We start from the raw sequence: 23,715 nt of genomic DNA on the forward strand, positions 1-23,715 counted from the left end.
GATGCACCGCTTGCTTCCCCTGGTGGGCTTGGGCTTCGCAGGCGTTGCCTGTGCCCAGGACACACGCAAGGTCGAGGAGCCGCGCGTGCCGCCGGCCTGCGCCGTGCTGGTTTCCAACAAGACCGGTCCCGTGGCGCATCCCGACGACACGGCCCTGATCCAGCGCGCCATCGATGCCTGCCCGGCCGGGCAGGCCGTGCACCTGGCGGCCAGCAACGAATACGACGCCTTCGTCGCCGGCCCGCTGCAACTGCGCGGCGGCGTGACGCTGGTCGTCGACGGTGGCGCCACGCTCTACGCCAGCACCGACCCCTCGGCCTATGACCGAGGCCGCGGCACCTGCGGCAAGACCGCGTCCACCGGCCATGGCTGCAAGACCTTCATCACGGTGGATGGCGGCCAGGGCGGCGGTCTCATGGGCGACGGCGTGATCGACGGCCAGGGCGGCGCGCGCGTGGACGGCCGCAGCGAGTCCTGGTGGCAGATCGCGCGGCGCGCCCAGAAGGAGCACAGCGAGCACAACGTGCCGCGCCTGATCGAGGTGAACCGCGCGCGCGACTTCGCGCTCTACCGCATCACGCTGCGCAACTCGCCCAACTTCCACGTCACGCTCAACAACGTGGATGGCTTCACCGCCTGGAGCGTGCGCCTGGACACGCCCGCCACGGCGCGCAACACCGATGGCATCGACCCGGTCTCCTCACGCAACATCACCATCACGCGCAGCCACATCCGCGTCGGCGACGACAACGTCGCCATCAAGGCCAACAACAGCGGTCCGTCCGAATACATCTCCGTCGTCGACAACCATTTCTACAGCGGCCACGGCATGTCCATCGGCAGCGAGACGATGGGCGGCGTGCGCCATGTGCGGGTGGAGAACCTCAGCATGGACGGCACCACCTCGGGCCTGCGCATCAAGAGCGACGTGTCGCGCGGCGGTCTGGTCGAGGACATCAGCTACCGCAACATCTGCCTGCGCGATGTGCATGCCCCCATCGACATCAGCACGCACTACACCCGGGGCGCCACGGGCGAGCTCGTTCCGGTCTTCCGTGGTCTGAGCTTCGAGGACGTCCGCAACGTGTCCGGCGGCCAGGTCATCGTGCTGGGCCACGACGCCGACCGCCCCGTGCAGGCGCGCTTTGCCAACGTGCAGTTCGACCAGGCGCCGCAATTGCAGCTCGAGCACGCGCAAATCTCGCCCGCCGACATCTTCAGCCGGCCGGCGGCGGCCCCCATCTCCTGCGAGCAGCGCTTCCCGGCCTTTCCGCAGACCGTCGTGCGCACGAGCCGCCCGCAGCTCACGCCCGAGCAGGCGCGCCACTACACGCGCGCCGAGGTGCTGGGCCACGCCGGCCCCATCGGCCACGAGAAGCCCGATCCCTGGGACCCGCAGCCGCTCGCGCCCACCCGGGCCGACTACATCGTGGACCCGGCCAGCGCCACGGCCCTGCCCACCGTTCAGGCTGCCGTGAACCGCGCGCTGGCTGACATCCGCGCCAGCCATGATCCGCGCCGGCGCTTCATCCTCGTCAAGCCGGGCGTCTACCGCGAGCTGGTCTACGTGCCGGCCGCACCGGCGCCGATCACGCTGTACGGCGAAGCCAACGACGCCACGCGCACGGTCATCACGGCCGGCCTCGACGCCGCCGTGACGGGAGCGGCCTACGCCGCGCAGTACGGCGCCCAGTTCGCCGACGCCGACCCCGACGTGAAGGCGATGTTCGAAGCGGCCCGGGCTCGCGCGACGCTCGGCACGTTCAACACTGCCACGCTGTGGACGCGCAACGCCGGCTTCCAGGCGCTGAACCTCACGATCGAGAACGGCTACCGCCGCCCGCCAGCCGCCCCTTGCGTCGAGGACTGCCGCGCCGCGCAGGCCACGCCGGTATCGCACCAGGCCGTGGCCCTGATGGTCGACGGCGCCGACCGCGCGCAGTTCGAGAACCTGCGGCTGCTGGGCCTGCAGGACACGCTGTACATGAAGGCACAGGAAGGCCGGCGCACGGCACGCAACCACTTCCGCCGCGTCTACATCGAGGGCGACGTGGACTTCATCTTCGGCGACGCGACGGCCTTTTTTGAGGACTGCGAGATCAAGTCCCTCGGCGACCGCGACATCTCCTACGTTGGCGCGCCGGACACCCCCATCGCTGCCCGCTACGGCCTGGTGTTCGACCGCTGCCGGTTCACCCACGACGGCTCGCCGAAGGCCCTGGCCGGCAAGTTCCGGCTGGCGCGCCAGTGGTTCCACAACCAGCGCTGCACGCCCTTCGGCGCCATGGCCGTGCCCGGCTACAGCTGTACGCTGGCCGACGCAGACGGCTATGCGCCACCACGGGGCACCATCAGCCGCAGCGTGCTGGAGACCGTCGGCAAGATGGTGGTGATGCACTCCAGCATCGGCCGCCACATCGAGCGCAGCCACCCCTGGGCGGACTGGAACCAGAGCGGCAAGCTGTCCTTCCGCCCGGTGCAGTTCGACACGGACGACTTCTGGGCCCACCTGCGCTCCATTGGCATCGACCCCGTCAAGGCGTGGGGATACGCGCCGCAGCCGCAAACGGCCGAGCCCTTCCTCGCGGAATTCGAGAACATCGATGAGTGATCAGTTTCAACGCCGCGCGCTGTTGCAGGCGGCCTGTGCCGCCGGCCTCGCGTCGGCCCTTCCCAAGACCTGGGCGGCGCGCATCCCCGGCGATCCGTGGCTCAACGCGCAGGCGATCATCGACCGGCTGTCCGTGCCGCCGAGCTTTCCCCCGCGCGACTTCCTCGTCACCGACTTCGGCGCCAAGCCCTGCGGGCTGACCAAGGCGCGGGCCTTTGTCTCGCACGAGGACCAGGCCGACGTCGACACGCCCGTGCCTGGCTCGCCGGACTGCTACCCCGCCTTCGCCCAGGCCATCGCCGCCTGCGTGAACGCCGGTGGCGGGCGCGTCGTCATTCCCAAGGGCAACTGGTTCTGCGCCGGCCCCATCGTGCTGCGCTCCCGGGTCCATGTGCACCTGCAGGCCGGCGCACGCGTCTACTTCTCCAACGACCCGGCCGACTACGCCCGCCACGGCGACTTCGACTGCGGCCCCAACGGCCGCCTCGTGCGCTCGCGCTGGCAGAGCAACGACTGCCTCAACTTCTCGTCCATGGTCTACGCCTACGGGCAGGACAACATCGCGCTGACCGGGGAAGACTGGACCAGCGTGCTCGACGGCCAGGCCGGCACGCCCTTCCCCGGAGGCAGCGACTGCTGGTGGACATGGAAGGGGCGCAACGAGACCATCGGCGCCATCGCGCAGAGCAGCACGCCGGGCTACAAGGACGGCAAGCCGTCGAGCCGCATCACCAATCCACGCAACCCGACCTCGCTCGCGGCCATCGCGCCGGACCTGAGCCCCGCCGAGCGCGCGCTGATCCAGGGCGAGGGCGACCACTGGCGGGCCGACGAATCCTTCCTGCCCGCGCTCAGCGAAGCCGGCGTGCCGATCGAGAAGCGCGTCTTCGGCCTGGGCCACCATCTGCGCCCGTCGATGATCCACCTCATCGGCTGCACCAACGTGCTGCTGCAGGGCTACCAGGTCACGAACACGCCGTTCTGGCAGCACCACCCGGTGGATTGCCGCAACCTCGTGATCCGCGGCGTGCACGCCAACAGCCTGGGCCCCAACAACGACGGCTTCGACCCCGAGTCCTGCGACCACGTGCTGGTCGAACACTGCACCTTCGACACGGGCGACGACTGCATCGCCATCAAGTCCGGCAAGAACCTGGACACGCAGTACGGCGCCTCGCAGAACATCGTCATCCAGCACTGCACCATGCAAAGCGGCCATGGCGCCGTGACCCTGGGCAGCGAGATGGCCGGCGGCATCCAGAACGTCTACGCCCAGCACCTGCTGCTGCAGAACATCCACTGGCAGACCAATCCGCTCAACACCGCGATCCGGCTCAAGACGAACATGAACCGCGGCGGCTGGCTGCGCCACTTCTACGTGCGCCACATCGACATCCCCAACGGCGTGCAAACCACCCCTGCCTTCTACTCGCCGCTGAAGGGCTCGCCGATCGCGCCCAGGAGCGTGGCGACCGCAGCGGGTGCCGTCGTCACCTTCGACTGCGACTACACGCCGCGGGCCGATACGGTGCGCACACGCCCGCCGCAGGTGTCGCAGGTGCACATCTCGGATGTCCGGGTCGGCAACGTCAACCGCGACGGCCGGCAGCAGTCCTGCTTCCAGGCCGTGGTCATCCTCGGGCCGGTGGCCTCCGACTACAACGGCCCAACGCCCGCACCGGCCGTTTTGCCGGTGTCCGACGTGAGCATCAGCGACTGCGACTTCGGAACGCCCGCCAACGCAGCCCAGCCTTTCTACCTCTTCAACGTTCGAGACCTGACGCTGAAGAACGTGACCGTGGGCGGCCAGGTCTTCAACACCACCCTCTCGGCAGCGCCCGGCGCGACGGCAGGGGTATCCTGACAGCAACAATGGACAGATCCCAAGACAAGACCGTGTCTCCAGGCCTTGCGTCGGCCGGAGCCCCAGCGCGGCGCAGGGCACGCACGGGTGCCGAGGGCGAGAGCGAAGGCATGAGCGCCTCGCGCCGCATCTACGACATCCTGCGCGAGCGCATCCTGGACCTCAGCATGGAACCGGGCATGCGCATCGTCGAACGCGACATCGCGGCCGAGCACCAGGTCAGCCGCACGCCCGTGCACGAAGCCGTGCAACGCCTGGCCGACGAGGGCTTGGTCGAGATCATGCAGCGCGCGGGCACTTTCGTTGCGCGCATCCCGGTGGACGACCTGGAAGACGCCATGCTCGTGCGAACGGTCCTCGAAGTCACCTTGATCCAGAAGGCGGCCGAGAAGATCACGCCCGAGGCCGTGGCCCTGCTGCGCAGCATCGTCGAGGAGCAGAAGATCTGCGCGACAGCGCAAGACAAGGCGGGCTTCCACCGCAGCGACGAGGCCTTCCACTCGGCACTGGCCGAGATCGCCGGCCATCCCGGCGTGTGGCGCACCATCCAGGCCAGCAAGGCCCAGGTCGACCGCTTTCGCCGCCTCACGCTGCCCATCGCTGGCCGCATGGACGGCGTGATCGTCGAGCATGTCGCGGTGATCGACGCACTGGAAAGCGGCCAGGCCGCCCGCGCCGCCGACGCCATGCGGGAGCATCTGGATCACGTGCTGCCGGCCATCAAGGTCACACGCGGATTCCGGCCGGACTTCTTCGTGAGCAACGGCTGAATCCCGCGAGGATCTGGCGCATCCCTGCGCCAACCGGGCCGAGGTGGCGGTAGCGCGTTCCGCACACCCGCTGCGCTGACACCCCGCACGAAGTCGAAGACAGGCTCTGCGGTCCGTCTTCAGCCTCTCACGCCGTCCGCGTGTCGGCCGACCGTCAGGATCGCGTCACCCGCGTCTCCACTCAGGATTCGGGCAAAGAAAAAGCCCGGTAAGTCTTTGAACTTACCGGGCTTCTTGCCTACCGAATTTGGTAGGCGCGATTGGATTCGAACCAACGACCCCCACCATGTCAAGGTGGTGCTCTAACCAACTGAGCTACGCGCCTGAAGAGCTGCGCACTATAGCATGGATTTTTGAGACCTGTCCAACTTTCACTTCCGACGTGCCGAACGGACCCCCGGGATCGCGCAGAGATCGCGCAGCACCTTGGTCAGCTTGGTCGCGTCGGACAGCTCCAGCGTGAAGCTCATCCAAGCCGTGTCGCCACCGCCCGTCTTGGGCTTGGCCGCACCGGCCTGCAGCGACTGCGTGTTGACGGCGACGACGTTCATCTTCTCCTTGGCGAAGATTTCCAGCACATCGCGCAGCAGGCCCTGGCGGTCGCCCGCCTCCACGAGTACATCGACCGGATAGACCGGTGCGCTCTTGCCCACCGGCTCGCCACCACCCCATTCGACCGCGATCACCCGCTCGGGCGAGCGGCGCTTCATCTCGGCCAGGTTGCTGCAGTCGCTGCGATGGATGGCGACACCCTTGCCGCGCGTGACGAAGCCCTGGATGGCATCGGGTGGCGCTGGACGGCAGCAGCGCGACAGCGTCGTCAGCAGCGAGTCGATGCCCACCACCAGCACGCCGCTGCGCGCCCCGCTGCTGGCGCTGCGCGTGTGGCGCTGCGCCAGCAGTTCGTCTTCGTCGGGCGCCGGCTCGGGCGGACGCAGCAGCAGTTCGATGTTGCGCAGCGAGTACTCGTCCTTGCCGACAACTTCGAACAGCGCGTCCGCGCCCTTGAAACCCAGCCGCGAAGCTAGTTCGTCGAGCTTCAGCGCCGTCTTGCCTTCGCGCTGCAGCAGCTTCTCGACCAGCTCGCGGCCCTTGGCGATGGTCTGCGCCTGTTGCAGCGCGTTGAACCACGCACGCACCTTGGCGCGTGAGCGCTGGCTCTGCAGATAGCCCAGCTCGGGGTTGAGCCAGTCCAGCGACGGCCCGCCTTCGCGCGCCGCGGTGATCTCCACCGTCTGGCCGCTGCGCAACGGCGTATTCAGCGGCAGCATCTGGCCGTCGATGCGAGCGCCGCGGCAACGGTGGCCGAGGTCGGTGTGCACCGCGTAGGCAAAGTCCACCGGCGTCGCGCCCGGTGTCAGCTCGACGATGGTGGCCTGCGGCGTGAAGACGTAGATGCGCTCGTCGAACACCGGCGCACCTTCCTCGCCCTGCACGGCGTCGCGCTCCCAGGCCAGCAGTTGGTTCAGCACGGCCTTGCGAGCGCGGGCCACCTGCTCCTCGAACTCCCCGGCCGCGCTGACACCCGCATAGCCCCGCGCGCCAGCCTCTTTGTAGGCCCAGTGCGCGGCGACGCCGTGCTCGGCATGGTCGTGCATCTCGCGCGTGCGGATCTGCACTTCCATCGCACGCCCGTCCGCGCCCTGCACGACGGTGTGCAGCGACTGGTAGCCGTTGGGCTTGGGCTTGGCGATGTAGTCGTCGAACTCGCCCGGCACCGGCGTGTAGAGCTCGTGCAGCCGCGCCAGCACGGCGTAGCAATCGGCAACGCTGGCGACGATAACGCGCAACGCGCGCAGGTCGAAGACGCGGTCCAGCGCCAGGTCCTTGCCCTGCATCTTCTTGTGGATGCTGTAGAGGTGCTTGGGCCGGCCCTGCACCTCGGCGGCGATGCCTTGCGCGTAGAGGTCGGCCTGCAGCGTCGCTCGTGCGGTCTCGATGCGCTGCTCGCGCTCGACACGCTTCTCCTGCAGCCCCTTCGCCAGCGCCTTGTAGGCCTCGGGCTCGCGGAAGCGGAAGGCCAGGTCCTCCAGCTCCCACTTGATCTGCCAGATGCCCAGCCGGTTGGCCAGCGGCGCGAACACCGCCTGCGACTCGGCCGCCAGCTCCGGCGGACACGGCGTCTTGCTGGCCGCGTACCAGCGCAGCGTCTGCAGGCGCGAGGCCAGGCGCAGCAGCACGACACGCAAATCCTTCGAGAAGGCCAGCAGCATCTTGCGCACGCGCTCGGTCTGCTCGGCCCGCTGGTCGGTGCTGACCTTGGCGGCGCGAGCGGCGCGCTGCATCTGCACCAGCTTGCGCGTGTGCGTGACGAGGCTGGCATGGCTGTCGCCAAAGGCCTTGGCGACGACCTCTTCTGGCTTGTTGAGGAAGTCCGACGCGTACACGAGGTAGGCCGCGGCCTGCAGTTCCTGCGCGGTGCCGATGGCCTGCAGGATGGTGGCAACGCCGTCGGCGTGGGCCAGCGCGTTCTCGCCGGTGTCCAGCGTCTCGGCGGCCAGCAGCGGCTCGGCAAAGGCGCGGGCGCGGGCAACCTCGGCGTTGGAATGTCCCGTGCTGGAGTCCAGCAACGCGACGATGGGCGCGGTGGCCGCGCCCTCGGGCATCAAGCCTGTCTTCATGAACTCAAAAAGTCGCGCACGATGGCGATCTGGTCGTCGTGGATCAAGGTGGGGGCGTGGCCGATGCCGGGCAGCTCGACAAGGCGGGCGCCGGGGCCCCGCTGCGTCATCGCGCGGGCAGTCTCGGCGCTCAGCAGGTCGCTGTCGGCGCCGCGGATCAACAGCGTCGGGCAGGTCAGCGTGTCATAGGCTGCCCACAGCGCGGCCTCGCCGGCGGCGGCCAGTTCGGGTGTCACGGCGCCGAACGGCAACGCGATGGCCGGGTCGTAGCGCAGCCGCCACTCGCTGCCATCCTGCAGGAACAGCGGCTCGGACAAGGCCAGCCATTCGGCGTCGGTGTGCGGTCCGAAGCCCTCGGAGATCGTGCGCAGATAGGCCGCCCCTTCGGCCAGCGAGGCGAAGCGCTGCACCTTGCCCAGGTAGGCACCGATGCGCTGCAAGGCCTCGAAGCGGATGGCCGGGCCGACGTCGTTCAGCACCAGGCGACGGATGACGGGCGCCACACCCTCGGGCCGCGGCAGCGACGCCAGGCCCAGGCCGATGAGGCCGCCCATCGACGTGCCGACCCAGTCCACCTGCGCCACGTCCAGCCGCGCCAGCAGCGCGACCATGTCGGACACGTAAGCCGGGATCTGGTAGCCGCCGGGCTGGCGCAGCCAGTCCGACACGCCGCGGCCGACGACATCCGGGCAGATGACCCGGTAGCGGCCGCTCATGGCACGGGCCAGCGCATCGAAATCGCGGCCCTGGCGCGACAGCCCGTGCACGCAAACCAGCACCGGCGCTTCTGCGCTCGGGCCGGCCCACTCCCAGTAGGCCATGCGGTGAAGACCGGTGGCGTCCAGGCAATTCACAAAACGCAGGTCGGGCTGGGTCATGATGGAGTCCTTTCAAACCATCGTAGCAACCCGGAAGGACCCCTCCATGTTGAAAGGCAAGACCGCCCTCGTCACGGGCTCCACCAGCGGCATCGGTCTCGGTGTCGCCCTCGCGTTCGCCCGTGAAGGTGCCAACGTCATCCTGAACGGCTTCGGCGACGTCGACGGCCCCAAGGCCGAAGTGGCTGCCTTGGGTGTCAAGGTCGGCTATCACGGCGCCGACATGAGCAAGCCGGACGACATCGCCGCGATGGTGGCCTACGCGGACGCCGAGTTCGGCGGCATCGACATCCTCGTCAACAACGCCGGCATCCAGCACGTGGCGCCGGTGCAGGATTTCCCGGTCGAGAAGTGGGACGCGATCATCGCCATCAACCTCACGTCCGCCTTCCACACGACACGCCTGGCGCTGCCCGGCATGTTGAAGAAGAACTGGGGCCGCATCATCAACATCGCGTCCACGCACGGCCTGGTCGCGTCGGCACAGAAGTCGGCCTACGTGGCTGCCAAGCATGGCCTTGTCGGCTTCACGAAGAGCATCGCGCTGGAGACGGCCACGACGCCGGTCACCGTCAACGCCATCTGCCCCGGCTGGGTGCTGACGCCGCTGGTGCAGAAGCAGGTCGACGCGCTGGCCGCCAAGGACGGCGTCAGCAACGACGAGGCCAAGCGCCGCCTGCTGGCCGAGAAGCAGCCGTCCCTGCAGTTCACGACGCCGGACGAACTCGGCGCGTTGGCCGTGTTCCTCAGCTCAGACGCCGCGATCAATGTGCGCGGCCAGGCCTGGGCGATGGATGGCGGCTGGACGGCCGTCTGAGCCCGCTCAGCGCAGCACCGTCTCCCGCGTCAACTGCACGCTGCCGCTGACGGTCACGCTGACCGTGGCCTTGCCGGCCTCGGTCGGCAAGGCTTCGTCGGCGACGGACGACGACACCGCGGCCCGCATCACCTTGAATGCCGGCCGCGGGACAGCCTCCTCGGCGTTGATGCTGACCTCGCCAAGGACGAAACCACCGTAGCCAAACTGGCGCGAGTAGTCGGCCGCCTTGGCCCGGTAGCGTGCGATGGCCTGGGCGGCAACCTCGCCCTCGACCTTCTCGCGTGCTTCCCTGGACAGGCTGTAGCCCACGCGCTGCACCGCCAGCGTGGAGATGCGCCCGGCCAGCTGCGCGATCGCGGCAGTGTCCCGGCCCTCCACGAGCAGCTCGGCGCTGCCCTGCCAGCCGTTGATCCTGCCGGTCTTGGGGTCGTAGCGCGGCGTCAGCGAGAAGTTGCCGGTCTGCACGTCCACCTGGCCGGGGTGTGCGATCCGGCGCGCCTCGGTCAGCGCCGCGTCCAGCGCCTGCTTCAGCGCAGTCTGCACCTGCGCGGGGTCGGTGCCCTCCCGAGCCGTCGAGAACGCGATGCCCAGCACATCGCGCGTGACTTCGGTGCTGGCGCTGGCCGACAGGCTCAGGCGGTCGCGCGGAGGCTCGGTGCCGGCCTGGGCCGACAAGGTCATGACGAAGGCGGAACACAGGATCACTGCACGCATGGAACTTCCTTGCAAGACGGAACATCCAGCTTAGCCCGTCCAGTTGGCAACCAGCTGTAACGCCAGCCTGCTGTCCTACACGGCCGGGTTTCAAACCTGCACACAATGCGGCTGTTACAAATTCAGGACCCGCGATGAACAGCGCCGCGACACCCCGCCAGAACCGCATTCTTGTCGTCGACGACGACGCCCGCATCCGCGACCTGCTGCGCCGCTACCTGACGCAGGAGGGCTTCGAAGTCCTGCTCGCCGAAGACAGCCGGGCGCTGAACAAGCAGCTCACCCGTGAAACGGTGGACCTCATCGTGCTGGACCTCATGCTGCCCGGCGAGGACGGCCTGACCATCTGCCGCCGCCTGCGCGCCGCCAACGACCAGACACCCATCATCATGCTGACGGCCAAGGTCGAGGACGTGGATCGCATCGTCGGCCTGGAGGTCGGTGCCGACGACTACCTCGCCAAACCGTTCAACCCGCGCGAGCTGCTGGCGCGCATCAACGCCGTGCTGCGCCGCCGCCCGCCGCCGGAAGCCCCGGGCGCGCCGAGCAAGGAGCCAATGACGGTGACCTTCGGCCCGTTCGAGTTCGATCTGGCGCTGCGCCGGCTGATGAAGAACGGCGAACAGCTGCCGCTGACGACCGGCGAGTTCTCGATGCTGAAGACGCTGGTGCGCCACCCGCGCCAGCCGCTGAGCCGCGACAAGCTGGCCCAGCTGGCCCGCGGCCGCGAGTTCGAGCCCTTCGACCGCAGCCTGGACGTGCAGATCTCGCGCCTGCGCAAGATGCTGGAGGCCGACCCGGCCCAGCCGCGCTACATCCAGACCGTGTGGGGCGTGGGCTACGTGTTCGTCCCCGACGAGAACACGTGAGTTTCATTCGGGCCAAGCGCCGGGCCGCCCCAAGCCGGCCCGCTGGGCGATGTGCTTGCCGGTCGATCCGGCAAGCATCGCCGTCCCCTCGGGGGACCGACCAGGCTTGCCCGCGTGCAGCGCGGCAAGACTGGGCGAGGGGCTTGTGATGCCCCGCCCCCAACTCGCACTGAACCTCTTCTGGCGCACCTTCGCGTGGCTGGCCCTGCTGCTGGCCGGCGCGGTGCTGGCCTGGCAGCAGACCTTCAAGCTGCTGGAGGCCGAGCCGCGCGCGCTGGAGTCCGCCGAGCAGTTGGCGGGCCTCGTCAAGCTCAGCCGCATCGCGCTGGAGCACACGGACCCGATCAACCGCGTGGCCGTCATCACGTCGATGTCGCGCGGCGACACGGTGCAGGTGCGCGTCGCCGAGACCCACGACCGCTGGCTGCCCTACGACACCAGCCCCTTTGCCAAGAAGCTCACCGCCGAGCTGCGCAAGACGCTGGGCCAGGAAACCATCATCGCCCGCAGCGTCAACGACACGGAGGGCCTGTGGGTGCGCTACGTCGTCGGCGAGGACGCGTTCTGGCTGAAGACCAGCCCCACGCCGTTGTCCGTACCGCTGGCGGGCAACTGGTGGTGGGTGGCGATCGCGCTGCTGGCCACTGTCGTCGGCTCGGCGCTGATCGCCAGGCTCATCAACCAGCCGCTGCGCGAACTGGCCGAGGCCGCCGGCCGCATCCGTGACGGCGAGTACGACTCCCGGCTGGACGAGAACACGATGACCAGCGAGATCCGCGAGGTCAACATGGGCTTCAACCGCATGGCCCGCGAGCTGGCCAAGCTGGAGGAGGATCGTGCCGTCATGCTCGCCGGCATCTCGCACGACCTGCGCACGCCGCTGGCACGCCTGCGGCTGGAGACCGAGATGAGTGTGGCCGACGAACAGGCCCGCCACTTCATGGCGCAGGACATCGACCAGCTCGACGCGATCATCAGCAAGTTCATGGACTACGCGCGGCCCAACGAGACGCAGCTGCGCGAGACCAAGCTGACCGACATCGTCGAGCGCGAGGTGCAGGGCTTCCGCGACCCCGACCAGATCCGCTTCCGCGTGCAGGTCAGCCAGGCGCTGAAGGTCCTCGTCGACGAGACCGAGCTGGGCCGCGTGCTGCTGAACCTGTTCGAGAACGCGCGCCGCTACGGCCACGAACCGGGCGAGCCAGCCCGCGTGGACGTCAGCGCGACACGCCAGGGTTCGTGGGTGGAACTGCGCGTGCGCGACCACGGCCCCGGTGTACCGCCCGACCGCCTGGTCAGGCTCACGACCCCCTTCTACCGCGGCGACGCCGCGCGCACGGCCGCCAGCGGCGCGGGCCTGGGGCTGGCCATCGTGGAGAAGTCCGTTCAGCGCCTGGGCGGCACGCTGTCCATCAGCAACGCCGACGGCGGCGGTCTCATCACCGTGTTGAAGCTACAGGCGGGCTGAACCGCAAGCGCATCGCCTCGTGGCGATGCCGGCAGCGACGAGACGCCGCGCCGAGACTCAGTGCGCCGAAGCCGGGCTCGCGGCCGATGCCGCCGCGGCCGGCGCGTGCGCTGCGCCGGCAAGCGATTCAGCCAGCTGGCCTTCCAGCGAGCTTTCGACGCTGACGACAGCGCTGATCGTCAACCGGTAGGCATTCAGCGCCTTGACGAGGTCGATCGGGTCGCCGCGGCCGAATTGGGCGTCGACCATGGCATCGGTCAGGCGCGTGAACGAGCCCACGGCGCTGAAGCTGGCCTGGATGGACATCTGCGCATCGCGCTGCGCGGTGTAGGCCTCCGACAAGCGCCGCAGATCGGCGCGCGGCAGGTGCACGAGGGCCTGGTCGGCCACCGCGGTGTCCCAGGCGTCGCGGCGCAGGCCGGGCACGGCGATGCCGATGTGCAGACGCTGCGTCAACAGCGGCTCCAGCACGGCGGGCTTGGCCTGGCCGTCCCGGATCAGCTGCTTAACGTCGTTCGTGAGGGCCGTCAGGTCTTTCAGCGCGGTCTGGTTCTGCTTGAGCGACGCACGCGCGTCGGCCAGGTTGGCCTGCAGCTCGCTCTCCACCTGTTCGATGGTCTGGTGCGACAGGCGGCGGTGATGCAGCGCCTCGATGCCGGACTCCAGCCCCAGCGCGGTCAGGATGCCCACCACGATCATGAGGTAGTGGATGCCCAGCTCCTTCAGGTTGGTCGGAGCGTGGCTGGGCGGTTCGACATGCATGGGCGGGCGCGGAGAGTGGCGACGGCCGGCGATGTTATCGACTGAGCAGGCAGACCGCCCGCGCCTCGATGGCGCGCCCCTCCCCCACCGGGCCCATCTTCTCGGCCGTCTTGGCCTTCACATTGATCTGGCCGGCGTCCACACCCAGCACCGAAGCCAGCCGCGCGCGCATCGCCGGGATGTGCGGCGCCATCTTGGGCGCCTGGGCCACGATGGTGGTGTCCAGGTTGACGAGCTGCCAGCCCGCCTCGCGCACGCGGCGGTAAGCCTCGGCCAGCAGCACCATCGAGTCGGCCCCCTTGAACTCGGCCGCCGTGTCGGGAAAGAGCTTGCCGATGTCGCCCAGCGCAGCGGCGCCGAGCAACGCGTCGGTGATGGCGTGCGCCAGCGCGTCGGCATCGGAGTGGCCCAGCAGGCCGTGCGTGTGCGGGATGGTGACGCCGCCGAGGATCAGCGGCCTACCGGTGACGAGCTGGTGGGTGTCCCAGCCTTCGCCGATTCTGAGCGCGGGAAAAGTCATGCGGGCATTGTCGCCGCGGGCTGCTATGGTGCGGCCCGCCATGAAACGACTCGTCATCGTCTGCCTGCTGGCCCTTGCACAGGCCGCCTTCGCCCAGACCCCGCCCCGCCCGAAGATCGGTCTCGTCCTGTCTGGCGGCGGCGCGCGGGGGCTCGCCCACATCGGCGTGCTGCGCGTGCTGGAGGAGATGCAGGTGCCGGTGGACATCATCGTCGGCACCAGCATGGGCGCCGTCGTCGGTGGTGCCTACGCGTCCGGCCGCAGCGTCGACGAGCTGGAGGCGCTGGTGAAGAGCGCCAACTGGAACGCCATCCTGGCCGACCGCCCTGCGCGCGACCGTCTCGCCATCCGCCGCCGCGAGGACGACGAGCGCCTGCCCTCGCGCATCGAGTTCGGCTTCAATCTGGAGCGCGGGGCCATGCTGCCCGGCGGCGCCGCCGGCAATGGCCAGCTGGAGGCGACGCTGTCGTCGCTGATACCCGCCACGCGGGCCGACGACCCGCTGCGCCGGCTGCCCATCCCGTTCCGCGCCGTCGCCACCGACCTGCTCTCCGGCGCCATGCTGGACCAGGCCGACACGCCGCTGTTCGAGGCGCTGCGCGCGTCGATGGCCGTGCCGGGCGTGTTCGCGCCGCTGCGCGTCAACGGCCGGCCGCGCGTGGACGGCGGCCTGGTGCGCAACCTGCCCATCGACCTGGCCCGCCAGCTCGGGGCCGACATCATCATCGCCGTCAACGTCGGCACACCGCTGCTGGAAGACCGCGAGATCACCAGCGCCGTCATGGTGGCCAACCAGATGCTGCAGATCCTGACCGAGCAGAACGTGCAGCGCTCGCTGCGCGAACTGCAGCCGCAGGACATGATCATCGACCCGGACCTGCCCGGCATGGGCTTCATGGACTTCTCGCGCGCCGACGAGGCCATGGCCACCGGCCGGCGCGCGGCGCTGGCCATCGGCGACCGCCTGGCCGCCCTCGCCTCGCCCACCGCCTTCGCTGCCCTGCAGGCGCAGCGCCTGGGCGTGCCCGAGGCTGCGCTGCCCGCGCTGCCGCTGGGCGAGCTCAAGATCACCGGCACGCACCGCGTCAACGCCGAGGCGCTGCGCGCCGAGCTGGGGCTGCAGCCGGGCGACGGCGTGGGCCGCGCCGAACTGACCCGCGCCGTCGAACGGCTGGACGGCACAGGCGACCTGGACCGCATCGAGACCGAGATCGACGACCGCGACGGCCAGCGCAACGTCGAGTTCAAGCTCACCGAGGCCGACTGGGCCGCCAGCCGCGTGCGCCTGGGGCTGGAGCTGTACAGCGACTTCGCCGACGCCAGCAGCTACTCGCTGGTGGCCATGCACGTGGCCAACTGGCTCAACCCCTGGGGCGCCGAGCTGCGCACCGTCGCGCGGATCGGCTCGTCGCGCGGCCTCAACACCGAGTTCTACCAGCCGCTGGGCCCCGGCTCGCGCTGGTTCCTCAGCGCCAAGCTCGGCTACTCGGCCGGCGCCAGCGACGTGTTCGAGCAAGGCCAGCGCGCGCTGCGCCTGTCGAGCAGCCTGACCAGTGCCCAGCTGGAACTGGGCCACCACATCGCCGGCCTGGGCGACCTGCGCATCGGCATCGGCCGGCTGCGCGCCAGCGACGAGGTCGTGCTGCCCGTGACCAGCGGCGGCCGGAAATCGCAGGACTACGGCCAGCAGTACATCGAGCTGCACACCGACTCGCTGGACTCGCTGGCCTTCCCCAGCCGCGGCCAGTGGACGACGGCACGCATCGAGTGGTTGCAGCCGCGCGGCGAGGGCGGCGTCATCAACGCCTCGCTGCTGGGCCTGTCGGCCTTCCGCCTGGGCGAGTGGGCCGGCCAGCTGTACGGCGAGTTCGCGCACGCCGAGCGCGGGCAGACGCGGTCGCTGGGCGGCTATCTGCGCCTGTCGGGCACGCCGGACGGCTCGCTGACCGGCGAGAACATGGCGCTGACCCGCGTCGTCATGGCCCGGCGCATCGGCGAGATGCCGGTGGGCCTGGGCGGCGCCGTGCGCATCGGCTTCTCGCTGGAGACCGGCGCGGTGGGCTCGGGTGCGGGGCTCAAGCTCTCCAACCTCCCCCGCCACGGCTGGCAGCAGGCGGCCAGCGGCTTCCTCAGTGTGGACACGCGCTTCGGGCCGTTCTTCCTGGCGCTGGGGTCGACGCGCGGCGGGGACACGGCGGCCTATCTGCTGCTGGGGCCCACCTGGTAAAGCCAGCGCTCCGCCAGCTCGAAGTCCTCCGGCCACGTCACCTTGAAGTTGGCCATCGACGCCCGCACCAACCGCGGCGCCAGGCCCAGCGCCTCGACGGCGCTGGCCTCGTCGGTCGCGGCGGCGCCCATCGCCGCCAATGCCTTCTCGACGAGGCCGAGCCGGAACATCTGCGGCGTCTGAGCCGCCCATTTGTCGCGGCGGTCCACCGTCGCCGTGACGCGGCCGTCAGCGTCGCCGGCCTTCAGCGTGTCGGCGATGGGCTGGGCCAGCAGGCCGCCCACGGCGTCGTGCTCGCAGGCGTCGATCAATGCGTCGACCCACTCGGGCCGCAGCAGGCAGCGCGCCGCATCGTGCACCAGCACCCAGTCGTCGTCTGTCGCGCCGCGACGGCGCAACTCGGCCAGGCCGCCCAGCACGCTCTCGGCGCGGCTGGCACCGCCAACGCGGGCCACCCAGCCGGTGTGCCCCGGCAGCGCGGCCTCGAAGCGATCATCGGCGGGCGACAGCACGACCAAAGTCTGCTCGACACGCGGTACGGCGGCCAGCGCGGTCAGCGTGTGGGCCAGCATGGGCTTGCCGGCGATCTCGACGTATTGCTTGGGCATGCCGGCGCCGGAGCGCTCGCCGATGCCGGCGGCGGGAACGAGTGCGAAACAGCGCGGGCTGCGAAGGTCTTGGCTCATCGGGAAATCAAAGCAGCAGGTAGTCCACCGGCTCCAGTGCCGGCGGCAGGTCACGATCGCCCAGCGCCTGGCGCAGGTCGATCTCGATGCCGCGGCAGATCGCCTCCAGCGGCAGGTCATTGGCCTGCGTGCCGAACGGCTCCTCGATCTCGTCGCCCAGCGCATCCAGGCCGAAGAAGGTGTAGGCCACGATGGCGACGACCAGCGGCGTCATCAGCCCGACCGCATCGACGATGCCGAAGGGCAGCAGGAAGCAGTAGAGATAGGCCGTGCGATGCAGCAGCAGCGCGTAGGAGAACGGCAGCGGCGTGTTGCGGATGCGCTCGCAGCTCGCGGCAGCGGCCGTCAGCGCGCTCAGCGTGGTGTCGAGGTGTACGGCACGGACGCTGTCGAGCTGGCCGTCGCGGCGGCACTGCGCGAGGTCGGCGCCCATGCTCATCATCAGCGCGGCCGGTCGGTTGCGCGCTGCCGCCAGCGCGCGCTGCTCGTCGGGCTGGACCAGGCCCGCCAGCGACTCCGGCGCCGCCGGCTCGTCGCGCAGCAACTGCTTGAGGCTGACGCAGAAGGCATGCGCCCTCAGCAGCAGGCGCACGCGCACGTCGCCCAGGTCGCGCGGGTCGGCCACCGGCGCGGGCAGGTCGATGAGGTGCAGCACCTGTCGCGCGAGGTTGCGAGATCGCAGCAGCAGCTCGCCCCAGAGCTTGCGCGCCTCCCAGTAGCGGTCGTAGCAGGCGCTGTTGCGAAAGCCCAGGAAGATGGCCAGCGGCAGGCCCATCATCGTGAACGGGATGGTCGACACCAGCACCGCGTTGTGGCTGGCCAGCGCGCGGTGCGCCACGGTGACGAGCACCGCCAGCAGGATGTTGGCCACCAGCACGCCGCGGATGCGGGCCAGGATGGAGCCACGCAGCACGAAGAACAGCTGCAGGGCCGAGGGTCGCTCGCGCAGGATCATGGCCGCATTGTCGGCGGCCGCAGGCGCTGGTTCAGTCGTCGTGCCCCGGGTTCTGCCGCTGCAAGCGCCGCAGCAGCCCCGGCCAGGCGAGCTCGCCGCCCGAGCCGCGCATGACCTTGTCGCTCTGCGCGCGGATGCCGGCCAGGATCTGCGCCGGGATGCGGATCAGCTCGCCACCACCGGCCTGCGCGGCGATCTGGATCTCGCAGGCGCGCTGCAGCATGAACATCTTCAGGAAGGCGTCCGCCGCGCTGCGGCCCAGCGTCAGCAGGCCGTGGTTGCGCAGCATCATCAGCGACGTGCGGCCCAGGTCGGCGACGAGCCGGGCCTTCTCGTCGGGGTTCAGCGCCACGCCTTCATAGTCGTGATAGCTCAGCGAGGCCAGCGGGAACAGGCTGTGCTGCGAGATCGGCAGCAGGCCCTCTCGCTGCGTGCTGACGGCCACGCCGGCCACCGTGTGCAGGTGCATCACGAACAGCGCATCCTCGCGTGCCTCGTGCACGGCACTGTGGATGATGAAACCGGCCGGGTTGACGTTGTAGCCGCTGGGCTCGACCTTCTCGCCGGCCTGGTCGACCTTGACCAGGCTGCTGGCCGTGATCTCGTCGAACAACATGCCATAGGGGTTGATCAGGAAGTGGTGCTCGGGGCCGGGCACGCGCGCGGAGATGTGCGTGAAGATCAGGTCGTCCCAGCCGTGCAGCGCCGCCAGGCGGTACAGCGCGGCGAGGTCGCAGCGGACTTGCCATTCGTCGGGACTGATGTGCGCAGGTTTGGCCATGTGATCTCCTTGTGGCGGCCCAGGATAATCCGCACGATCTCGCCAGAATGTCGCCTTCGTTGCGTTCGTCCTCCCACTCTATGCAGCTCAAGCCCGTCGCACTTGTTTCCTGCCTGGGCGCTGCACTGGTAGTCGGACCTGCGCAGGCCTCCGAGGGGCTCGCGGTGCTGGGGGCTCTGACATGCGAGCCCGTCCGCGTCACTCAGGGCTTCATCGAGGGCTGCCTCGCCTCCGAGCCCGCGTTGCGTGGCCGGTATGCCACGCTGGTGGCTGAATGGACGGCAAGGAATGCCCGCGACGCCGCCACGCTGGAGGGCCAATGCCACACCGACCTGGAGTCCCAAATGCCCGACGCGCGCGAGCGCGACGAGACCTGGGCGCGGATACACCGCATCAATGACAACACCATCCGGAGCAACGTCGCCGAACGATCTGCCAAAAAGGACGGTTGCGAAATTGCCTTGCAAGAGATACGAGACGGCAAGGCCGATCTCGGCGGGTTCCTGAAGAAGCCCTAGCCAAACGCCTCGGGGACAATCCGGCATCCATGCTGATCTCCGACCTTCGCCAGCGCCTGCGCGCGCTGGGCGCCAATCCTGCCCATGAAAGCCGCGTGCTGCGCCACTGGGTGCAATGCCTACCGCTGGACGCCGGCAAGCAGCCGCTGCACGGCTGGCTGCCCAAAGCGGTCATGGAGGCGCTGCCGGGTTTGATGGCCGAGCTGCAAGGCCTCGTTGCGCTGCGCAGCGAGCACGCCGGCAGCGACGGCGAATCGGCGCGGCTGCTGCTGGGCCTCAACGACGGCCAGACGGTGGAGACCGTGCTGCTGCCGCGCGAGGGTGTCTGCGTGTCCAGCCAAGTGGGCTGTGCGGTGGGCTGCCGCTTCTGCATGACCGGCGTGGACGGCCTGATCCGCCAGGTCGGCAGCGCCGAGATCGTGGCCCAGGTCGTCCTTGCCCGCCGCAAGCAGCCCAAGCTGCGCAAGGTCGTCTTCATGGGCATGGGTGAGCCGTCGCACAACCTCGCCAGCGTGCTGGACGCGATCACGCTGCTGGGCCGCGAAGGCGGCTTCGCACACAAGCAGCTGGTGTTCTCCACCGTCGGCGACGAACGCGCCTTCGCGGCGCTAAACGAGGCCGAGGTCAAGCCCGCACTGGCGCTGTCGCTGCACACGACCGACGCCGCCAAGCGCGCCGACCTGCTGCCGCGTGCGCCGCGGTTGTCGCCGGAAGCACTGGTGGAAGCCGCCGACGCCTACGCCCGCGCCAGCGGCTACCCCATCCAGTACCAGTGGACGCTGCTGGACGGCGTCAACGACGGGCCCGAGGAACTGGACGGCATCGTGCGGCTGCTCAAGGGCCGCTACGGCCTGCTGAACATGATCCCGTTCAACAGCGCCGAGGGCCTGCCCTTCCAGCGCCCCAGCTGGGAGCGCGCACGGGCCATCGCCGCCGAGCTGTCCAGCCGCGGCGTGCTGACCAAGCTGCGCGACTCCGCAGGCCAGGACGTCGAGGGCGGCTGTGGCCAGTTGCGCGCCCGCGAGGCCGTCGGCCGGCCTGCCCGGGTCGTGAGGATTCACGGCTGACGCAGGCAAGAGCCACCACAAACGGTGACAGCGGCTGGCCGCATGCAACGCAGAATCCGGGGCAGCGAAAAATGACCCTTGGAGGAGAGATGACCCCGCTTCAGTCACTGGCCACCCACGCCCGCATGACCGCCCTGATCGCCGGCATGGCCCTGTGCCTGCAAGCCGGCGCCGCCACCACGGTCAACAAGTACGAGCCCACGGCCCAGCTGGGCGGCAGCACGCTGCAGCTCAACGGCAAGGGCACGCGCGTGCGCCTGGTCTTCAAGGCCTACGACCTGGGTCTCTACACCACCAAGCACGTCACGACGCCGGCCGAGCTGCTGGCACTGCCCGGGCCGAAGCGCCTGCAGTTCGTCGCGCTGCGCGATCTGCCCGGCACCGACCTGGGCCGCCTGTTCCTGCGCGGCATGAGCGACAACGCGACGCCGGCCCAGCTGACCCGCCACGCGCTGTCGACAACCCGCCTTATCGACATCTTCTCGGGCAAGCCCAAGCTCGTGACCGGCGACACCTTCGCGATGGACTTCATCCCCGGCAAGGGAACGCAGTTCTACATCCAGGGTCAGCCCCAGGGCGAGCCGGTCGGCGACGACGAGTTCTTCACGATGGTGCTGCGCATCTGGTTCGGCGACTCGCCGGCCGACACGCAGCTGCGCGACGCGCTGCTCGACGGCGGCAAGAACTAGCCGCCTAGAATCGGTGTCCATGCGCCGCTGGTTCATCGCCCTCCTCGTCCTGCTCGTGACAGCCCAGCTGTCATGGGCCGGCGCGGCGCTGTGCTGCGTCGATGAACTAGCGGGCAAGAGCGGCAACACCACCACGGCCCTCGTCGCCGGCGAGCAGGCCCACGGAGCCCAGGCCGGCGACAAGCATCCGGCCTGCGAAGCCGGTCACTGCCATTGCCATCACGCCGGCTGCGCCACGCCGCTGGCCGAGCGCGACGCCCTGGTCACCCCCCGACTCTTCACGCCAGCCCCTGCCATGGCTGCGCGGCTGAAGTCCCACATTCCTGCCGGGCTCGAACGCCCCAACTGGCTGCGCGCCTGATTCGGCGCGCCGCTTCTCCCCTCCCCCTGTTATTCTGAAGCGAGGCACCCGCCGGGTGCCGGCCGCGCGCCGAACCGTCCGCCGTTGTTTCCACAACCTTGGAGAGTTCGATGCGAAGCCCTGCTGTTGGCTTGTTTCTTCTGTGGGCCTGTGCGTCCCACGCCATGACCCTGGCCGAGGCGCAACGCCTGGCCCTCACCCACAACCCCGACCTGGCCCACGCGCGGCTGGAACTGCAGGCGCAGCAAGGCGCCGAGCAGCAGGCCGGCGCCCGCCCCAACCCCGAGCTGGGCATGCTGCTGGAAGACACCCGCCGCGCCACGCGCACGACGACCCTGCAGCTGTCGCAGGCCATCGAGCTGGGTGGCAAGCGCGAGGCCCGGCAGGCCGCGGCCGCCCAGGCGCGCGAGCAGGCCGCCGTGGCCCTGGCCGCCCGCCAGGCCGAGCTGCGCGCCGGCGTCGCCGCAGCCTTCTTCGACCTGATCGCCGCGCAGGAGCAACAGCGCCTGGCCGCGTCGTCGCTGATGCTGGCGCACAGCGCGGCAGCGGCGGCGGACAAGCGACTGCAGGCCGGCAAGGTGCCGCCACTGGAGCTGGCCAAGGCCCGCGTCGCCGAAGCCGGCGCGCGTGCCGAACTGGCCCAGGCGGACAACGGCCAGCTGCTGGCGCGCAGCCGGCTCGCGGCGCTGCTGGGCCAGCCGCTGCAGGCCATGACGCCCGCGGACGGCGACGCCACCGCGCTGCCCGTGCCGCCAGACGATCGGCGGCTGGGCGAATGGATGGCCGAGGCCCCCGCGCTGCGGCTGGCGCAGCTGGACATCGCGCGCCGCCAGGCGCTGACCGAGACCGAGCGCGCCCGCCGCGTGCCGGACGTGACGGTGACCGTCGGCGCCAAGCGCGACGCCGAGCTGGGCCGCACGCAGGCCGTCGTCGGCTTCTCGCTGCCGCTGCCCGTTGCCGACCGCAACCAGGGCGCTCTCCTGGAAGCCCTGCGCCGCGAAGACCAGGCCCGCGAGGCGCTGACGGCCGCCACGCTGAAGCTGCACACCGACGTGGCCGAGGCCGCCTCACGGCTGGGGTTGAACCGTGATCAGGCGCTGCTGCTGCGCAACGACGCGCTGCCCACCGCGCAGGCGGCCTACGACGCGGCGCTGAAAGGCTACGAGCTCGGCAAGTTCGCCTTCCTCGACGTGCTGGACGCGCAGCGAACGCTGTTCCAGCTGCGCCGCCAGCAGCTGCAAGCCAGCGCCGAGGCGCACCGTGCCGCCGCCGACCTGGACCGCCTGCTCGGCCGGTCCACCCAGAACACCGAAGGGAACTGACCCATGGACAAGAAGAACACCATCGCCATCGCCGCCGTGCTCGCCATCGGCGCGCTGCTGGCCGCGGCCATCCTGCGAAGCGGCCAGCAAGGCGAAGAAGCGCACGACCACGAGCATGCAGAGGCTGGCGACCACGCGGAGAAGCCGGCCGCCCCGGCCAGCGCTGCGGCGAGCGCACCCCAGGCCCGCTTCAGCGACGAGCAGTTGCGCCACAACGGCATCACGCTCGCCACGGCCGGCCCGGCGCGCATCGCCACCGCGCTGCAGCTGCTGGGTGAGGTCAAGCTGAACCAGGACCGCACCGTCGTCGTCACGCCGCGCCTTGCCGGCCTCGTCGAAGCCGTGCGCGTGAACGCCGGCGACCGCGTGCAGCGCGGCCAGGTGCTGGCCATCGTCTCCAGCCCCGCGCTGGCCGAGCAACGCGCCGACCTGTTCGCCGCGCAGAAGCGGCTGGCGCTGGCCCGCACCACGCACGACCGCGAGAAGCAGCTGTGGGAAGACAAGATCTCCGCCCAGCAGGACTACCTCGCCGCGCGCCAGGCGCTGCAGGAGGCCGAGATTGCCGTCGAGTCGGCGAAGCAGAAGCTCGCCGCGCTGGGCGCCACGGCCGGCGATGCGCAAGGCCTGGCACGCCACGAGATCCGCTCGCCGATCGCGGGCGTCATCGTCGCCAAGACGCTGAGCGTCGGCGAGGCGCTGAAGGAGGACGCCACCGTCTTCCAGGTGGCCGACCTGTTCAGCGTGTGGGTGGAGCTGACGGTGCCGGCTCAGGACCTGCCGGTGCTGACCGAAGGCATGGCGGCACGGGTGAAGGCCACGGCGTTCGACGCCCAGGGCGACGCGAAGCTGGCTTACGTCGGCGCGCTGGTCGGCGAGCAAAGCCGCAGCGCGACGGCCCGGCTGGTGCTCGCCAACCCCAAGGGGGTGTGGCGGCCCGGCCTGCCGGTGACGGTGGCGCTGACATCGGCCGAGATCGACGCATCGGTAGCCGTGACGGCCGACGCCGTGCAGGCGCTGGACGGCCGCCACGTCGTCTTCGTGCGCCAGGGGCAGCAGTTCGAGGCGCGTGCGGTCGAGGCGGGACGCAGCGACGGCCGGCACGTCGAGGTGCTGAAGGGCCTGGCGCCTGGTGAACGCTACGCGGCGAGGAACAGCTTCCTCATCAAGGCCGACATCGGCAAATCGGCCGCCGAGCACGAGCACTGAGGACAC

The 23,715-nt window shown here is 70.0% G+C and carries 21 protein-coding genes and 1 tRNA gene; 13 read left to right on the top strand and 9 right to left on the bottom strand.

What is annotated here, in order from left to right:
* The first annotated feature begins 1 nt into the window (after position 1).
* The 3 genes from ACG04R_RS21555 (at position 2) to ACG04R_RS21565 (ending at position 5,245) form a co-directional block, all read left to right on the top strand.
* A complete protein-coding gene (locus ACG04R_RS21555) occupies positions 2-2,611 on the top strand; it encodes a pectinesterase family protein (RefSeq protein ID WP_394415663.1) in 2,610 nt (869 codons plus the stop codon).
* Positions 2,604-4,475, top strand: coding sequence for a glycoside hydrolase family 28 protein (locus ACG04R_RS21560; RefSeq protein ID WP_394415665.1), 1,872 nt, complete (start codon positions 2,604-2,606; stop codon positions 4,473-4,475). The genes ACG04R_RS21555 and ACG04R_RS21560 overlap by 8 nt, the downstream gene beginning before the upstream one ends.
* Before the next feature lie 110 nt (positions 4,476-4,585).
* Positions 4,586-5,245 (top strand): GntR family transcriptional regulator, encoded by a 660-nt coding sequence (locus tag ACG04R_RS21565; protein ID WP_394415667.1) that lies wholly within the window; start codon positions 4,586-4,588, stop codon positions 5,243-5,245.
* A 248-nt stretch (positions 5,246-5,493) separates the two neighbouring features.
* Here ACG04R_RS21565 and ACG04R_RS21570 read toward each other — a convergent pair.
* The 3 genes from ACG04R_RS21570 to ACG04R_RS21580 all read right to left on the bottom strand — a co-directional run bounded on the left by ACG04R_RS21570 (position 5,494) and on the right by ACG04R_RS21580 (position 8,744).
* A tRNA-Val gene (locus ACG04R_RS21570) sits at positions 5,494-5,570 on the bottom strand.
* Positions 5,571-5,616: 46 nt separating this feature from the next.
* Entirely contained in the window at positions 5,617-7,866 is a 2,250-nt protein-coding gene (locus ACG04R_RS21575) for a RelA/SpoT family protein (protein ID WP_394415668.1), read from the bottom strand.
* On the bottom strand, positions 7,863-8,744 hold the full coding sequence (locus tag ACG04R_RS21580) for an alpha/beta fold hydrolase (protein WP_394415670.1): 882 nt from the start codon (positions 8,742-8,744) through the stop codon (positions 7,863-7,865). The genes ACG04R_RS21575 and ACG04R_RS21580 overlap by 4 nt, the downstream gene beginning before the upstream one ends.
* 46 nt (positions 8,745-8,790) lie before the next feature.
* Here ACG04R_RS21580 and ACG04R_RS21585 point away from each other — a divergent pair, with 46 nt between their 5' ends.
* Complete coding sequence (locus tag ACG04R_RS21585) at positions 8,791-9,561, top strand: 3-hydroxybutyrate dehydrogenase (RefSeq protein ID WP_394415672.1); 771 nt, start codon at positions 8,791-8,793, stop codon at positions 9,559-9,561.
* Between the two features lie 6 nt (positions 9,562-9,567).
* On the opposite strand, the gene ACG04R_RS21590 is transcribed toward ACG04R_RS21585, so the two are convergent.
* On the bottom strand, positions 9,568-10,278 hold the full coding sequence (locus tag ACG04R_RS21590; protein WP_394415674.1) for an SIMPL domain-containing protein: 711 nt from the start codon (positions 10,276-10,278) through the stop codon (positions 9,568-9,570).
* A 134-nt stretch (positions 10,279-10,412) separates the two neighbouring features.
* On the opposite strand from ACG04R_RS21590, the gene ompR reads away from it, so the two are divergent.
* Together ompR and ACG04R_RS21600 are read left to right on the top strand one after the other, a co-directional pair.
* Positions 10,413-11,147: an osmolarity response regulator transcription factor OmpR gene (ompR, locus tag ACG04R_RS21595; RefSeq protein WP_394415676.1), complete on the top strand. Its 735-nt coding sequence runs from the start codon at positions 10,413-10,415 to the stop codon at positions 11,145-11,147.
* A gap of 148 nt (positions 11,148-11,295) precedes the next feature.
* Entirely contained in the window at positions 11,296-12,615 is a 1,320-nt protein-coding gene (locus tag ACG04R_RS21600; RefSeq protein WP_394415679.1) for an ATP-binding protein, read from the top strand.
* Between the two features lie 57 nt (positions 12,616-12,672).
* Here the strand turns inward: ACG04R_RS21600 and ACG04R_RS21605 are convergent, their stop codons facing one another.
* Both ACG04R_RS21605 and ispF read right to left on the bottom strand, forming a co-directional pair.
* Complete coding sequence (locus ACG04R_RS21605) at positions 12,673-13,377, bottom strand: hypothetical protein (RefSeq protein ID WP_394415681.1); 705 nt, start codon at positions 13,375-13,377, stop codon at positions 12,673-12,675.
* A 34-nt stretch (positions 13,378-13,411) separates the two neighbouring features.
* Entirely contained in the window at positions 13,412-13,897 is a 486-nt protein-coding gene (ispF, locus tag ACG04R_RS21610) for a 2-C-methyl-D-erythritol 2,4-cyclodiphosphate synthase (RefSeq protein ID WP_394415683.1), read from the bottom strand.
* A gap of 40 nt (positions 13,898-13,937) precedes the next feature.
* On the opposite strand from ispF, the gene ACG04R_RS21615 reads away from it, so the two are divergent.
* Entirely contained in the window at positions 13,938-16,124 is a 2,187-nt protein-coding gene (locus ACG04R_RS21615) for a patatin-like phospholipase family protein (RefSeq protein WP_394415685.1), read from the top strand.
* On the opposite strand, the gene ispD is transcribed toward ACG04R_RS21615, so the two are convergent.
* From ispD to ACG04R_RS21630, 3 genes are read right to left on the bottom strand one after another with little or no spacing between them, the layout of a single operon-like run.
* The gene (gene ispD, locus ACG04R_RS21620) at positions 16,097-16,810 is read right to left on the bottom strand and encodes a 2-C-methyl-D-erythritol 4-phosphate cytidylyltransferase (protein WP_394415687.1); all 714 of its coding nucleotides are present in this window, start codon (positions 16,808-16,810) and stop codon (positions 16,097-16,099) included. The two genes, ACG04R_RS21615 and ispD, sit on opposite strands and share 28 nt — an antisense overlap.
* A 7-nt stretch (positions 16,811-16,817) precedes the next feature.
* Complete coding sequence (locus tag ACG04R_RS21625; protein WP_394415689.1) at positions 16,818-17,765, bottom strand: bestrophin family protein; 948 nt, start codon at positions 17,763-17,765, stop codon at positions 16,818-16,820.
* A 31-nt stretch (positions 17,766-17,796) separates the two neighbouring features.
* Positions 17,797-18,546 (bottom strand): class II aldolase/adducin family protein, encoded by a 750-nt coding sequence (locus ACG04R_RS21630; protein ID WP_394415691.1) that lies wholly within the window; start codon positions 18,544-18,546, stop codon positions 17,797-17,799.
* A gap of 80 nt (positions 18,547-18,626) precedes the next feature.
* Between ACG04R_RS21630 and ACG04R_RS21635 the strand changes: the two genes are divergently transcribed.
* The 6 genes from ACG04R_RS21635 to ACG04R_RS21660 all read left to right on the top strand — a co-directional run bounded on the left by ACG04R_RS21635 (position 18,627) and on the right by ACG04R_RS21660 (position 23,709).
* Positions 18,627-19,064 (top strand): hypothetical protein, encoded by a 438-nt coding sequence (locus tag ACG04R_RS21635; protein ID WP_394415693.1) that lies wholly within the window; start codon positions 18,627-18,629, stop codon positions 19,062-19,064.
* A gap of 29 nt (positions 19,065-19,093) precedes the next feature.
* Positions 19,094-20,131, top strand: a complete 1,038-nt coding sequence (locus ACG04R_RS21640) for an RNA methyltransferase (protein WP_394415695.1) — start codon at positions 19,094-19,096, stop codon at positions 20,129-20,131.
* Positions 20,132-20,220: 89 nt separating this feature from the next.
* On the top strand, positions 20,221-20,820 hold the full coding sequence (locus tag ACG04R_RS21645; RefSeq protein WP_394415696.1) for a chalcone isomerase family protein: 600 nt from the start codon (positions 20,221-20,223) through the stop codon (positions 20,818-20,820).
* A gap of 19 nt (positions 20,821-20,839) precedes the next feature.
* Entirely contained in the window at positions 20,840-21,181 is a 342-nt protein-coding gene (locus ACG04R_RS21650; protein ID WP_394415698.1) for a hypothetical protein, read from the top strand.
* A gap of 164 nt (positions 21,182-21,345) precedes the next feature.
* Positions 21,346-22,503 (top strand): TolC family protein, encoded by a 1,158-nt coding sequence (locus ACG04R_RS21655; RefSeq protein ID WP_394415700.1) that lies wholly within the window; start codon positions 21,346-21,348, stop codon positions 22,501-22,503.
* A gap of 3 nt (positions 22,504-22,506) precedes the next feature.
* The gene (locus tag ACG04R_RS21660) at positions 22,507-23,709 is read left to right on the top strand and encodes an efflux RND transporter periplasmic adaptor subunit (RefSeq protein ID WP_394415702.1); all 1,203 of its coding nucleotides are present in this window, start codon (positions 22,507-22,509) and stop codon (positions 23,707-23,709) included.
* Positions 23,710-23,715: the final 6 nt, after the last annotated feature.

It is taken from the genome of Pelomonas candidula (genome assembly GCF_043555985.1).
GTDB lineage: Bacteria > Pseudomonadota > Gammaproteobacteria > Burkholderiales > Burkholderiaceae_C > Pelomonas > Pelomonas candidula.

Coding starts and splice junctions, on each gene's coding strand:
- ACG04R_RS21555 (WP_394415663.1), top strand. CDS start 2: ATGCACCGCTTGCTTCCCCTGGTGGGCTTGGGCTTCGCAGGCGTTGCC.
- ACG04R_RS21560 (WP_394415665.1), top strand. CDS start 2,604: ATGAGTGATCAGTTTCAACGCCGCGCGCTGTTGCAGGCGGCCTGTGCC.
- ACG04R_RS21565 (WP_394415667.1), top strand. CDS start 4,586: ATGAGCGCCTCGCGCCGCATCTACGACATCCTGCGCGAGCGCATCCTG.
- ACG04R_RS21575 (WP_394415668.1), bottom strand. CDS start 7,866: ATGAAGACAGGCTTGATGCCCGAGGGCGCGGCCACCGCGCCCATCGTC.
- ACG04R_RS21580 (WP_394415670.1), bottom strand. CDS start 8,744: ATGACCCAGCCCGACCTGCGTTTTGTGAATTGCCTGGACGCCACCGGT.
- ACG04R_RS21585 (WP_394415672.1), top strand. CDS start 8,791: ATGTTGAAAGGCAAGACCGCCCTCGTCACGGGCTCCACCAGCGGCATC.
- ACG04R_RS21590 (WP_394415674.1), bottom strand. CDS start 10,278: ATGCGTGCAGTGATCCTGTGTTCCGCCTTCGTCATGACCTTGTCGGCC.
- ompR (WP_394415676.1), top strand. CDS start 10,413: ATGAACAGCGCCGCGACACCCCGCCAGAACCGCATTCTTGTCGTCGAC.
- ACG04R_RS21600 (WP_394415679.1), top strand. CDS start 11,296: ATGCCCCGCCCCCAACTCGCACTGAACCTCTTCTGGCGCACCTTCGCG.
- ACG04R_RS21605 (WP_394415681.1), bottom strand. CDS start 13,377: ATGCATGTCGAACCGCCCAGCCACGCTCCGACCAACCTGAAGGAGCTG.
- ispF (WP_394415683.1), bottom strand. CDS start 13,897: ATGACTTTTCCCGCGCTCAGAATCGGCGAAGGCTGGGACACCCACCAG.
- ACG04R_RS21615 (WP_394415685.1), top strand. CDS start 13,938: ATGAAACGACTCGTCATCGTCTGCCTGCTGGCCCTTGCACAGGCCGCC.
- ispD (WP_394415687.1), bottom strand. CDS start 16,810: ATGAGCCAAGACCTTCGCAGCCCGCGCTGTTTCGCACTCGTTCCCGCC.
- ACG04R_RS21625 (WP_394415689.1), bottom strand. CDS start 17,765: ATGATCCTGCGCGAGCGACCCTCGGCCCTGCAGCTGTTCTTCGTGCTG.
- ACG04R_RS21630 (WP_394415691.1), bottom strand. CDS start 18,546: ATGGCCAAACCTGCGCACATCAGTCCCGACGAATGGCAAGTCCGCTGC.
- ACG04R_RS21635 (WP_394415693.1), top strand. CDS start 18,627: ATGCAGCTCAAGCCCGTCGCACTTGTTTCCTGCCTGGGCGCTGCACTG.
- ACG04R_RS21640 (WP_394415695.1), top strand. CDS start 19,094: ATGCTGATCTCCGACCTTCGCCAGCGCCTGCGCGCGCTGGGCGCCAAT.
- ACG04R_RS21645 (WP_394415696.1), top strand. CDS start 20,221: ATGACCCCGCTTCAGTCACTGGCCACCCACGCCCGCATGACCGCCCTG.
- ACG04R_RS21650 (WP_394415698.1), top strand. CDS start 20,840: ATGCGCCGCTGGTTCATCGCCCTCCTCGTCCTGCTCGTGACAGCCCAG.
- ACG04R_RS21655 (WP_394415700.1), top strand. CDS start 21,346: ATGACCCTGGCCGAGGCGCAACGCCTGGCCCTCACCCACAACCCCGAC.
- ACG04R_RS21660 (WP_394415702.1), top strand. CDS start 22,507: ATGGACAAGAAGAACACCATCGCCATCGCCGCCGTGCTCGCCATCGGC.